Annotated in this window: 10 protein-coding genes; 3 read left to right on the forward strand and 7 right to left on the reverse strand. The window is 71.2% G+C overall.

What is annotated here, in order from left to right:
• Positions 1-70 precede the first annotated feature (70 nt).
• Positions 71-421, forward strand: coding sequence for a DoxX family protein (locus ABGB21_RS31570; protein ID WP_347655813.1), 351 nt, complete (start codon positions 71-73; stop codon positions 419-421).
• 77 nt (positions 422-498) lie between these two features.
• Here the strand turns inward: ABGB21_RS31570 and ABGB21_RS31575 are convergent, their stop codons facing one another.
• The 6 genes from ABGB21_RS31575 to ABGB21_RS31600 all read right to left on the reverse strand — a co-directional run bounded on the left by ABGB21_RS31575 (position 499) and on the right by ABGB21_RS31600 (position 9,175).
• Positions 499-2,472, reverse strand: a complete 1,974-nt coding sequence (locus ABGB21_RS31575; protein ID WP_347680880.1) for a hypothetical protein — start codon at positions 2,470-2,472, stop codon at positions 499-501.
• Positions 2,473-2,541: 69 nt separating this feature from the next.
• On the reverse strand, positions 2,542-4,419 hold the full coding sequence (locus ABGB21_RS31580; protein WP_347680882.1) for a hypothetical protein: 1,878 nt from the start codon (positions 4,417-4,419) through the stop codon (positions 2,542-2,544).
• Between the two features lie 169 nt (positions 4,420-4,588).
• Positions 4,589-5,071, reverse strand: a complete 483-nt coding sequence (locus ABGB21_RS31585; RefSeq protein WP_347655815.1) for a hypothetical protein — start codon at positions 5,069-5,071, stop codon at positions 4,589-4,591.
• A 740-nt stretch (positions 5,072-5,811) separates the two neighbouring features.
• Positions 5,812-6,606, reverse strand: a complete 795-nt coding sequence (locus tag ABGB21_RS31590) for an ABC transporter permease (protein WP_347655816.1) — start codon at positions 6,604-6,606, stop codon at positions 5,812-5,814.
• Entirely contained in the window at positions 6,603-8,219 is a 1,617-nt protein-coding gene (locus ABGB21_RS31595; protein ID WP_347680884.1) for a hypothetical protein, read from the reverse strand. Before ABGB21_RS31595 ends, ABGB21_RS31590 begins: the two co-directional genes overlap by 4 nt.
• Entirely contained in the window at positions 8,216-9,175 is a 960-nt protein-coding gene (locus tag ABGB21_RS31600) for an ATP-binding cassette domain-containing protein (protein ID WP_347655818.1), read from the reverse strand. Before ABGB21_RS31600 ends, ABGB21_RS31595 begins: the two co-directional genes overlap by 4 nt.
• Positions 9,176-9,330: 155 nt before the next feature.
• Here ABGB21_RS31600 and ABGB21_RS31605 point away from each other — a divergent pair, with 155 nt between their 5' ends.
• Positions 9,331-10,602: a sensor histidine kinase gene (locus ABGB21_RS31605; protein WP_347655819.1), complete on the forward strand. Its 1,272-nt coding sequence runs from the start codon at positions 9,331-9,333 to the stop codon at positions 10,600-10,602.
• The gene (locus ABGB21_RS31610) at positions 10,599-11,276 is read left to right on the forward strand and encodes a response regulator transcription factor (RefSeq protein ID WP_347655821.1); all 678 of its coding nucleotides are present in this window, start codon (positions 10,599-10,601) and stop codon (positions 11,274-11,276) included. Before ABGB21_RS31605 ends, ABGB21_RS31610 begins: the two co-directional genes overlap by 4 nt.
• A 334-nt stretch (positions 11,277-11,610) precedes the next feature.
• Here ABGB21_RS31610 and ABGB21_RS31615 read toward each other — a convergent pair whose 3' ends face one another.
• On the reverse strand, positions 11,611-12,609 hold the full coding sequence (locus ABGB21_RS31615; protein WP_347680886.1) for a zinc-dependent alcohol dehydrogenase family protein: 999 nt from the start codon (positions 12,607-12,609) through the stop codon (positions 11,611-11,613).
• Positions 12,610-12,617 lie beyond the last annotated feature (8 nt).

The raw sequence follows: 12,617 nt of genomic DNA on the forward strand, positions 1-12,617 counted from the left end.
GCTCACAGCCTCTGGTCGTCGCATCCCGCAGGGCTGGCCCGTCCTCGGAGCAAACGATCAGAGGAGTGCCATGTTCGCCGCTTACGTCACGGTCACCATCCTCGCCGCGCTTCTCAACGGCATCACCTCGTTCACCTACCTGATCGGTCACGACTATCCGAAGGCCCAGGCGGACATGAAGGGCGTACCCCGGTCGTGGCTGCCGGTGCTCGGCCTGTTGTTGGCGGCGGGCGCGTTGGGGCTTCTCGCCGGGTTTGTCGTGCCGCTGCTGGGCGTACTCGCCGCCGTCGGGCTGGTGTTGTACTTCATTGGCGCCCTGATCACGCACCTGCGGGTGGGGTCCCGTCAGCTGGTCGGAGGGGTCGTGTTCCTCGCTACCGCGGTGGCCGCGCTGACGCTGAACCTGGCCTACCACGGATAGCCGTACCCGGTCTCCGGGACACGACGAGGAGCAAAGAGGCGGCGCCCGCAACAACCGGCGCCGCCCACGGTCCGCGGTCAGGGCGTGCGGTCGCCGTTCGTCGCAGGCGCACCGACGTGTACGTCGACGTCGGCCGTCCCGGTCATCTGGTCGTACGCCCTGGTCTTGAGCCGGTTCGTCTCCCGCTCACCATCGAGCAGCGCCGCGCGCAGCTCCTCCGCGTCGCTGATCTCCTTCGCCGTCACCGCGTCGGCGGAGGTGGTGACGCCCTGCACCACCTCCAGGTGGGTGCCGTCGGTCGGCATCAGCTCGGTCCACTTCGCCAGGCAGTAGACCTTCTCCGGCGCCGGCTGGCACTCCTCCTTCAGCTCCGGCATCTCGTCCGGGGTGCCGAGCGTGCCGGTCCGGAAGGTGTTCAGTTCCTCCACGAACGCGGCGAGCCGCTCCTCGACGGTGAACGGGAGCCGGGTCGCCACCACCTTGCCGAAGATCCAGCGCAGCGCGGTCAGTTCCATACCGGCGCGGACCGGCAGATAGAGCTTGGCCCAGCTGGCGTTGAGGAAGTCGCCGGGGTCGCGTTCCGGGGCGCGGGCGTCGCCGGCCGACCACCACCCGGGGTACGAGACGAACGAGGCGCGTTCCCAGTCGAAGACCCGGTGCCAGAAGTCGATCTCCCACGCCTCGTCCCGGACACTCGCCGGGAAGTGCTGGGCGACGATCTGCGAGACCATCTCGTTGACCGGGGAGAAGCCGGCCCGCAGCCGCGCCTCGAACTCGTCGGCCGCGACCGCCGCCGCCTCCAGCGCCTCGTCCCGCTTCGCCTGCCAGTCCTGCAGCTCGGTCACGTACTGCGCGACCAGGGCGTTGTGGGCGGTGTCGTCGGCGACCTGGTTGTTGTTGCTGAGCGTACGCCGGAAGTTCGCCGCCACCTGGAGGTTGGCGCCGGGGCCGGCGATCCACATGCCGGCCCCGACGTGCACCCGGACCCGCAGCACCGGCTGGCCGTCGGCGGAGGTGGCGATCGGCATGCCGGCGGTGTCGGCGGCGATATTCTCCGGCGGGCGCCGGGTGATCAGGTTGAGGTTCTGCTTGATGAACGCGATGTCGCCGTCCCACACCCAGTCGCTGTCGTACGGGATGTCGATGTCGTAGTCGGCGCTCATGTCGCCGACGATGCCCCACTTGTCGAGGGTGACGACGGCGGAGTGGAAGACCCGGGTCTCGACGCTGGGCGGCATCCCCGGGGCCGGTGGCCGTTCCGGCCTGGTCGGCACCGGCGGCAGCGCGGCCAGGGCGTTGTCCCGGATCCGCTGCCGCCCGTCGGCGATCTTCCTGGCGAAGGCGAGCGCCGGGTCCTTGATCGTCGGTGCCCAGCAGATCCGGGCGCCGTACCGTTCGTGGGCCAATTCGAGGCGTTGCAGCACCTTGAAGTAGTGCAGGGTGATCGGGGTGACCCGGTTCGGGTTGCGGACGGTCCGCTTCGACGTCGTCTCCATGCCGGTCTCGGTGACCAGCTTGAAGTCGGTCCGGTGCTGGGTACGGTAGCGGGCCGCGACCTTCGAGGTGGCGGTCTGGCTGTCCTTGACCGCCCGCCGGCTGCTCTCCTGACTCGCCTCGGTGACACTCGTGGTGAAACCGATGGTGTGGCTGGCATTGAAGGTGCCCCACGGGCCGGTCGGGCTGGTGTACTGGCCGGTGTGGCTGGCGTTCAGCCCCCAGGTGTCGGTCAGCGACTTCTGCCGCTCGAAGCCCTCCTGTAGTTCGGTCGCCAACGCGCTGGTCAGTTCGACGTCGGTCTGCTGCTCGGTCTCGTTCTGTTCCTCGAGGGTCAGCTCCCGTTTGGTGTAAGTCCGCTGCTCCAGCACCGCCTCCCCGGCGGGGGCCAGGGCCAGCGCGTACACGTGCTCGCCGAGCGCGAAACCGACCGGGCGGATCCGGGTCCGGTCGAGTAACGCGATGCCGATGTCGGACTGCAGCAGCCCGGCGACGAACTCGGCCGCCTGGTCGCCGAGCAGGCTCTGCCGCCGCGCCGGCGGCTCGCCGCGGATCATCCCCGAGTCGACGCCGGGCAGCGACTCGTGGGCCTGGTCCAGGTCGCGTTGGCCGACCAGACCTTCTGTTCAGTTCCTTGAGCAGGTGCGCCAGCCGGCCGTCGTCGATGGTGCCGTAGCGGGTCGCCTCGACCAGCGCCTGCTTGACGTCGAACGGCAGGATCGGCGTCTGGCCGTCGTCGAAGGTGAGCAGCACCGGCACGAAGTAGTTGGAGTAGACGTACTGGTCGGAGTGTGCGGTGCTGAAGCCGAGCGTGTCGGTGTCGGCGTTCGCGACGACGACTTTTCCCATCGAGTTCCTCTCAGAGTGGAGTCTTGAACAGAGCGGACAACCCCCGGTACGTCATCTCGTGCGAGGTCGCGTAGAAGCCGGTGAACGCCGTCCGCGCCCGTGAGCACCGGGACCAGTTCCGGGTTCGCCGCCCGTACGGCGTCGACGACCGTGCCGAGACTCTTCTCGGCGTACGCCCGCAGCCCCGGCGACTCGCCGAGCAGCGCGGCGACCTCCCGGGCCATCCGCTCGTGCACCTTCTGCCCGAGTCGCCACGGCTGCGCCTGCCCAGCCTGGCGCAGTTTCCGGAACTCCTGGTACGCCACGGTCTGCAGCGTCCGGTTGAAGATGGTGCTCAGCCGTTGTTCGAGTTGCGCGGCGATCGCGGCCCGGACCGCGGCCGGCCGGACGTCGCGTGCCACCTTCGGTGGCTTGACCTTGCGGAACACGTCGTCGAGCCGGGCCAGGACCGCGTCGAGGGCCTCGTTCAGTTCGGCCCGGGTCGCCTGCCGGCCGGCTGACGATACAGTCTCGGACATGCTCGCCATCAACACCGGTTTGCCGTTCTCGCTGACCAGCATGCCGAACCGGGTACCGGCAGCAGTACCAGCGAACGCCTCGGCGTGCGCCGACTGGGTGATCATGGTCAGGGTCAGTTCGGCGTCGGCCATCAGCGCCTGACCCTGCCGGACCAGCGGGCCGAGGACCTCGGGCGGGAAGAGGGTACGCAGCACCGCCATCCCGACCCGGGGCGTGCCGGCTATCACCGTACGCCCGATCGCCACCAGCAGGGCGGCGAGCTGCCCGGTCACCAGGCGCAGTTGTGCGGCGGTGCCGCGTACCCCGGCCAGCAGCAGCGGGGCGTAGCGCAGGGCCGCCCGGACCGCGACCCCGCCGAGCAGCCGGGCGAGCTGGACCAGCCCGGTCAGGATCTGGAACAGGTCGCCGGCGATCCGGCCGAGTTGCCGTCCGGCGGCGAACGGGTCGAGGTTGGCCAGGTGCCGGCCGAACTCGTCCTCCCAACCCCGCCACAGCGCCGCGACCCGGTCCGGGACCGTCGCCGGGTCGAGGGCGGCGACGATCCCGCCGAACGCCTCCCGGACCACGGTGACCTGCTCGGCGAGCCGGTGTACGCCGGCCCGGGGGTCGACGGTCAGCACGATCAGGGTGGCGAACTGTTCCTGCTGCAGCCGGCCGATCAGCTGCACCAGTTTGCCGAGGTCGACCAGCACGGTCGCGAACGACTCGGCGACGCCGACCGCGAAGCCGTCCAGGAAGAGTTTCGGGTTGATGCCGTTCCAGGCCGCGTAGTGGCGCATCGCGTCCAGCAGCACCGGGTCGAGGCCGAGCAGGAACCGCCGGAACGCGCCGTCGCGGTCGACGTCGGTGCCGGCCAGGTCGAAGAACGTCTCGGCCAGCCCGAGTTTGCCGAGCATGGAGACCAGGTCCCAGACGTTGTCCGGGGTGATCCGGTCGTTCATCGCCGCCAGCACCCGGGTCCGGGTCATCGACCTGGTCGCGCCCGCGTCCACCCAGTACTTGACGGTCAGGGCCACGAACTCGACCCGGGGATCCTGGGTACGGGTCCCGTACACCGCGGCCCGGGTCGCGGCGGGCACCCGGGGCACGCTGAACCAGTCGCGGATCATGACGGTCTCGCCGGCCGGCTGCCCCATCGTCCACCTCCGATCGGAGCACTCTCCGGGCCGGCGGCGCACCACGACAGGCATCGGTCGACAACCCGACAACCGCCCGCCCGATAAACCTCCACTCTGGACCGGTACGGGCCGGATGTCGTCGTACTGCCTGCTCGGGCGGGTTGGGGCTGAGTCGATGCTCAGTTCCTTACAGGGTGCGCGGCCCGTCCGGCACGCCGAAGAACCAGTGCCGACCAGGTACGGGCACCGGCGGCAGTCGGTCCTCGATCAGCGCCTCGATCGCCTCGGCGAGGTCGGCGACCACCTCGCAGTCGATCCGCTTGTGTCCACGCACGAAGTACGGCTCACCGTCGATCACGTACCGTTCGGCGGCCTCCGTCGACGTGATCGTCCGGTACCCGCGCAGTCGGCGTCCCGCCTCCGCGATGATCGCGCGGGCGAAGGCCCGTTGCCGGCTGTCCCACTCGTCGGGGTCCAGCGGGAAGGCAAAACTGGCGCCGACCTGCACCTGGGTCCGCAGGTCCGCCAACACGGCGTCCACGTTCGGCGGCCGCTGCCCGGGTGGCGTCTCCGTGGCCACCTGGATGGCCTCCAGGAGCAGGATCCCGACGCTGACGTCGTACGCCCAGAACCAACGCCCGCCGAAGTCGACCGACACCGTCTTGCTCACGCCATCCCCCCGCCGTTTTCCACGCTTCCATCGTCGAGTACGGCGCGAGCGATTATCGGCCGCTACCGAGGTCGCAGGTCGGCAGGTGACTCCAGCCGTCGCAGCACATCCTCGATGAACGGCGCCTTGCCGGACCGGTACCTCGGTCGATCCTCGTCGTCTGCCGCCGCGAGCTCGGCCTTGAGCTGTGCGTATTCGGCGGGCGAGCATGTCGACGATCGGCTTGGCGGCCAGGCCGGGAATCGAGGTACTGCCGACGTGCTCGACCCGACCGACAAGTCGGTTTCCGAGGGCCGCCTCGATCCGGATCTGCTGCTCGGCGAAGCTGATCGGCCAGCGCGCGTCGTAGGGGACGACCTTGATCGGACCCTGTCGCCGAGGGGTTCCGCCGGAACCCTGATCCGCAGCCATCCGCCCAGGGGACGGCGGCGGATGCCCGTCGAGAGGGGCGCCTTAGCCGCCGCCCAATCTCCGCTTTCGCCGCGCCGAACACCTGACGCGGGCAGCCGACCACGGCGGTGGGGCGTCCCGTCCGGTCATACGTCGGTTTCATCGTGGTCTTCCGGCCGGCCGGGCCCGTCGCCGGGCATGTCCTGAATCGGTCACCCGAACTCCCTCCGTTCCTGTCTCGGGATTCGGTGACTGGCTCGGTCGCGTACGGCTGAGCGCTCGGGAATCCAAGCGCGACGTCCGATGAGGATCTCGTGATTGGTCGTGGCGACCGACCACGAGGACGGGGGTCACACGTCGCGGAGTTGAAGTGAGAGCAGGCCGGCGAGGAGGGCGCCGGCTGCCCACAGGGCGAGGACGCCCAGGCCCTGCCACGGTCCGATCACCAGCGTGTCCAGTGCCGTCGTCGCCTGGATTTTGAGGCCGGCCAACATCGGCGAGAACTGTTCGATCCGCTTCAGCCACGCAGGGTCGGTGATGATCGAGGTCAGGATCGGTGCGACGTACAGCAGGAGGAGCATCGTGGCGATCGACCCGGCCGTGTCGCGTAGTATCGCGGCGACGCCATAGCTCAACAGCGCCACCAGGGCGAGGTAGAGCACGGTGCCATACCCGGCGCGCAGTGTCGGCCCGTCGGCGAGCGACAGGCTCTGGTCGCTGTTGGCGGCGCTGAGCGCGGTGCCGGGCAGGAGACGCCGGACGGCGAGCAACGCGCCGAGGACGCCGAGTGAACCGACGACGACCACCACGCCGGTGAGGATGGCCGCCTTGCTCAGGTACAGCCGCCATCGACGTGGTACCGCGGCCAGGGACATGGTGATTGAACGCGTGGTGTACTCCTCACTCATCACCAGGACGGCGAGCACGACGACGAAGATCTGCCCGTACTGGGCGCCGGTGAGGCCGAGCCTCGGCAGGTCGTCCAGGCATATCGACGGGGTCGGGCAGGTTCGGCTGCTGGCACCGGCCGTGACCATCGCGCTGATGCCGACGGTGACGGCGACGGCGGCGAAGAGGAGCCAGGGCGTACTGGCGACGGTCCGTAGTTTTGTCCACTCCGCATGGATGGCGTGCACGGCGCTCACGCGTCCCTGCGCTGCACTGCCCACAGCGCGACGGCCATCGTGACCAGTGCGTAGGCGCAGATGACCGCGAACCCGGCCCACGGCTGGTCGTAGACGCAGCCGTTTTCGGGCACGCAGATCCGGGGCACATGGTCGTACCGCGGGATTGTCTGCTGGATCGTGAACCCGGCGGCGGGGGTGAGCCGCATCAGCCACTGCCCGGCCACTGGTGGCAGGCCGCTGGCGAGGAGCTGCGGCAGGACGATGAGTACGATGACGGCGGCGACCGTGCCGGCGGCGCGTCGCAGTACCGTGCCGAGGGCCAGGCTGAACACCGCGATCGCGGCCAGCACGGCGGCGGTGCCGACAATGGCGCGCGACACCGTGGGGTCGGTCAGTGACCAGTCCGGGTAGACGGGGGGCAGGAAGCCGTTGTCGCGCATGATCGGCTGAGTGATGAGCAGCACGGCGACGCTGGCCGTGAACCCGATGACGAACGCGACCGCGCCGACGACCAGTGCCTTGGCCGCCAGTACCCGCCGCCGTCCGGGGCTTGCCGCGAACGTGGTGCGGAGCATGCCTCGCCGGTACTCGGCGGTGACGAACAGGACCGCCACCGCGACGATCGCCATCAGCCCGGCGTACCCGCCGGTCAGGTTCTGCTTGATCACGTCCTCGCCGGGCGTTCGTGGCGCGATGTCGCCGACGCCGACCAGCGTGAGGCGGTCGCCCGCCCAGACGGCTGGGGGCGGTGCGGCCTGTGGCCCCTTGCCGCCCGCCCGGTCAGGTGCCGGTGGCGTGCCGGCCTGAACCGCTGAGTCGTCGACCTCGTCGTCCTGCCAGCCGTCCGACGGCTCACCAGACCCGGTGCCCGGGGCCCCGGCCGGCTCCAGCGTCGGCCGTTCGAACACCGCCCGGGTCGTGGTCGGGTACTGGCCGAGGCGGATGCTGCCGAACTGTCGCTGCGCCAGCAGGGTCGCGGTTGGTGAGGTGACGAAGGGCCCGACCTCGACGGTCTGCGGCAGGCCCGGGACGGTGACGGTGCCGACCGGATCCCAGGAGAGTCCGTCCGCCGACTGGAAGGCGCTGATCGTCGAACCGGCGCGGGTGAGCCTGAGCCAGGTCGGCGCGCCGGCAGCCGGGCCGGCGATGTCGGTCGTGAAGTTCGACTGCAGCCGGACGCCGCGGCCGGGGGTTACCATCACCGCGGCGTAGCGCGCGCCCGGCCGCAGTCCATCCTTGATCATCAGCCCGGCTTTGGACCACACGGTCCGCTCCACGTCCCTGGCCCGTGCGTCGCCGCCATCCTCCGGCGGCACGCTGAACTCCAGCGTCGTCGAGGCGATCCGGGTCGTCACCGTGCCGTCGCCGGTGAGGGGACGGTGGACGAAATGGAACCGGTCCTGCACCCAGGTGCCGTCCGGGCCGACGAGGGGCGAGTCGAGGGCTCCGGGTTGGCTGCTCGACGCGGTCAGGACGCCGACGAGGATGATTAACACGGGTGCCGCCAGCAGGGCGACGGTCCAGCGGCGGACCGTACGCAGCTTCGTCCACTCCGACAGCATGAGCCGGGCGAAGCTGGGGCGGTCGACGTCCGGCAGTGTGTCGGCGGCGCGGTGTGCGGTGGCGGTCATCGGGCGGCCCGCCCCCCGCGCCCGGCGGTGCCGAACTCGACCGCGTCGCGGGTCAGTTCCATGTACGCCTCTTCGAGGGAGGCCCGGTGCGCGGACACCCCGGTGAACGTCACGCCGCGCCGGGTGAGCAACTCGACGACGCGCTCGATGGACAGGCCGGCCACGGTCACCGTCTCCCCGTCGGTGATGGTGGCCAGCGCGCCCGTGTCGGCGAGGGCCGTCATCGCCTCCGTACGCATGCCTGTACGGACAGCCACCCGGTCCCCGGATGCGGTCGTGACCAGTTCCCGGACAGTCGTATCGGCCAGGAGCCGGCCGCGGCCGATGACGAGCAGGTGGTCGGCGCTGTCCTCCAGTTCACTCATCAGGTGACTGGAGATCAGGACCGCCCGACCGTCGTCGGCCAGGGATCGCAGCAAGCCGCGGATCCACTGGATGCCCTCGATGTCCAGGCCGTTGAGCGGCTCGTCGAATATGATCACCGCCGGGTCCCCGAGCAGTGCGGCGGCGATGCCGAGCCGCTGCCGCATACCGAGTGAGAATCCGCCGACCGTCCGCTTCGCGACCGTGGTGAGGCCGGCGAGGTCGAGGACCTCGTCGACGCGGCGGCGTGGGATCGCGTTGGACTGGGCGAGCCAGAGCAGATGGTTGCGGGCGCTGCGACCCGGGTGAACCGCAGAGGCGTCGAGGAGCGCGCCAACCGTGCGCAGCGGCCGGGCGAGGGTCCGGTACGGCCGGCCGCCGACCAGTGCGGTGCCGGCATCGGCAGCGTCGAGCCCGAGAACGATTCGCATCGTGGTGGACTTGCCGGCGCCGTTCGGCCCGACGAATCCGGTCACCATGCCGGGCTCGACAGTGAACGACAGGTCGTCGACGGCCACCTTTGAGCCGTACCGTTTGCGCAGCCCGCGCACCTCGATCGTCACGCGAGCGCCGCGTGCGGGAGATTCAGTCATGGTAGCGACGCTAGGCGGCCGGTGACGGCCGGTCGTCCCGCTGCGGAACCGACTTTGCCGCAGGGCTCCGGGGGACGTCGCGGCGACGGAGTCCCCCGCACGGGGGACGGGCGTCGGGGGACGCGCCGGACCGGCGATGCCGGGACAATGGCCGGATGGAGGGGCGTGCTCACCGCTGGCCGGCCGCAGTCGGACGGATCGTCGGACGCGTCACCGGCCTGCCCGAGCTGCCAGCGGTCGCCGCGGCGGTGCTCGGGTTCACCGCGATGGCAGAGACCGTGCTGCCCGGCGTGGTCTCCGATGCCCTGCTGCCGGCGGCGTTGCTCCTCGCCCTCTGCGCCACCGCGCCGGTGGCGCTGCTGCCGACCCAGCCGGTATGGGCCGTCACCGCGACGACAGCAGCAGCGTCGCTCATGCTCGCGTTGTACCCCCGGCCGCCGATCGCGGCGCTCGTCGCCGAGATCGCCGCGCTCTACGTGCTGGGGCGAAGCCGCCGGGTGACCGTGGCAGGCTGGTTCGTCTTGCCGTTCGTGGTCTACGCGATCCTGGGCCCGCCCGGTGGTGGCCGGGACGGGCGGATCTCTGCGCTCGTCATCGCGGCGGTCGCCGTCGGGACGGCCGGCGCTGGTGCCGCGGTACGCACCCGTGCAGTGGTGACGGCCCGCGACGAGTCCCGCGAGGCGATGGCCAAGACCCTGCTCGCGTACGCGGCGCGGGGCGAACGCGCCCGGATCGCCCGCGAGTTGCACGACGTCGTGGCCCACCACATCTCGAAGATCGCGGTGCAGGCGGAGGCAGCCCGACTGGCCACGCCGGGCCTGCCGCCGGAGGGGGCGAAGCGCCTCCTCGCGATCGGCGACACGGCGCGGGCCGCGCTCACCGAGATGCGTCGACTCCTCGGGGTCCTGCGCGACGACGAGGAGGCCGGCGTGATCGAGCCGTACCGCACGCCGCAGCCCGGCCTACGGCAGCTCACCGAGTTGCTCGACGAGGCACGCGAATCGACCGGGGCGGGCGTACGGCTGCTCGTCTCCGGCCACATCGTCCCGCTCGATCCCGGCGTGCAGCTCACCACGTACCGGATCGTGCAGGAGGCGTTGACCAACGCCCGCCGGCATGCTCCCGGCGCCGCGGTCGACGTCGAGCTGGCATACACGAGCGACGTCCTGCGCGTACGGGTCCGCGACAACGGCCCAGGGCCGGTCCCCGGGCGGCGCTCGGGTACCGGACACGGGCTGCTCGGCATGCGCGAGCGGGTCGCCACCCTGCGTGGCGAGCTGTGGACCGGCGCCGCACCGGGTGGCGGCTTCCTGGTCAACGCGGTACTGCCCCTCCCCGAGGAGGCGGCGCCCGTCCCGGCCGAGCCCGACCACCACCGGCGCGCCCGAACCCTCGTCGGAACCAGCGAATCCGTGACGGACCGATGAGCCGCGCCGTGCGAGTCGTCGTCGCCGACGACGACGAGGTCGTCCGGGCCGGCTTCGTCATGCTCCTCGACACGCAGCCGGACCTCACCGTCGTCGGCAGCGCCGCCGACGGCGCCGAGACGGTACGGGTCTGCCGGGAACAGCGACCCGACGTAGTGCTCATGGACATCCGCATGCCGGTGATGGACGGCATCGCGGCCACCCGGCACATCGCCGCCGCCGACGGCCCCCGGATCCTCATCCTCACCACGTTCGACCTCGACGAACACGTCTACGACGCACTCGGCGCCGGAGCGAGTGGCTTCCTTCTCAAGGACGTCACCGCCGAACGGCTCTTCGACGCCATCCGGGTCGTCGCGGCCGGTGAAGCACTCCTCGCGCCGAAGGTGACCCGACGACTCATCGGCGAGTTCGCGCGTCTGCGCCCGCGACCGCCCCAACACCCCGCCCCGCTCGACACGCTCACCCCGCGGGAGACCGACGTGCTGCGGCTCATGGCCGAAGGCCTGTCCAACCCGGAGATCGCCGAGCGACTCGTGGTCAGCGACGAGACCATAAAAACCCATGTCAGTCGCCTGTTGGGCAAACTCGGTCTGCGGGACAGGACACAGGCGGTCGTCGTCGCCTACGAGACCGGACTGGTCGTCCCGCGCGGCAACCGGCCCGGACGGTGAACAACGACCCCTGACCGCGGTGCGACGCCGAGGCGTTCGTGGCGTGCCGACGGGCGGCGATAGCCGCAGAGGCTCGCACGTCGCCCGCTGGCGGTGTCAGCCCTGCTCGGTGGTGGGCCGGAGCAGACGGCCGAGGTGGTTGAGCGGCAGGTGTACGGGCGATCTCGCCGGTCCGCCGAATCGGCACCAGGTAACCCAGGGTCAGTTCGCGTACGGCCTGGAAGCTGTCCTCGCTCTGGGCGGCGCCCATCACGTACCCCGTGCCGGGACCAGTAGCCGCCCAGCGCCCGGGCGGCCGGGTTCTCCGGAACGGCCGGGCCGACGACGGCGGCGATCAGGCGTCGAGGGTGTGGTCGACGTCGACCACGATCTTGCCGGTCGCGGCGCCCTGCTCCACCACCGCGTGCGCGTCCGCGACGGTGTCCAGGGTGAACCGTCGGGAGTCGAGTACCGGACGCAGCTGGCCGCTGTCGGCGAGGTCGCCCACCTCGCGCAGGATCTCGCCGTGGTGCTCCCGGCCGACCCCGGTCAGCATCGGCATCAGGGTGAAGACTCCGGAGTAGGTGGCACCCCGGAACGACAGCGGGGCGAGGCTGTGTGTGCCCCAGCCGAGCGCGCTGACCACGTGCCCGGTGTAGGTCCGGACCGCGACGAAGGACTGGTCGAGGGTGGCGCCGCCGACGGTGTCGAAGACGACGTCGAAGCCCTCGCCGTCGGTGTGCTCGTCGACGTACCGCTCGACCGGGGTGCTGGTGTAGTCGATCGGGGTCGCCCCGAGTCGCCGGATCGTCTCCAGGCTCCGGGCCGACCCGGTGGCGAAGACCTCGGCGCCCCGGGCGCGGGCGAGCTGGACGCCGGCCTGTCCGACACCGCCGGCGCCGCCGTGGACCAGCACCCGCTGGCCGGCGCCGACCCGGGCCCGGTCCACCAGCGCCTCCCAGCTGGTGATCGCGGCCAGCGGCAGCGCCGCCGCCTCCCGCAGGCTCAGTGCTCCGGGTACGTGGGCGAGCAGTCGGGCGTCCACGGCCGCGTACTCGGCGAGCGAGCCCTGCAGGTCGCCGACGCCACCGGTGAGGCCGTACACCCGGTCGCCGGGGCCGAAGGCGGTGACCTCCGGGCCGACCTCCACCACGACGCCGGCCAGGTCCATGCCGAGTACGGCCGGCGGCCGACTCCGGGCGTGGGCGGCCCGCCCCGCCCGGATCTTGGTGTCCAGCGGGTTGACCCCGCTCGCCGCCACCCGCACCAGCACCTCACCCGGCCCGGGTACGGGCGTCGGGATCTCGGCCACGGTCAGCGGGCCGTCGAACTCGTCGAGCAGTACGGCGCGCACGGCGCCAC

The organism is Plantactinospora sp. B24E8 (assembly GCF_039871735.1).
GTDB lineage: Bacteria > Actinomycetota > Actinomycetes > Mycobacteriales > Micromonosporaceae > Plantactinospora.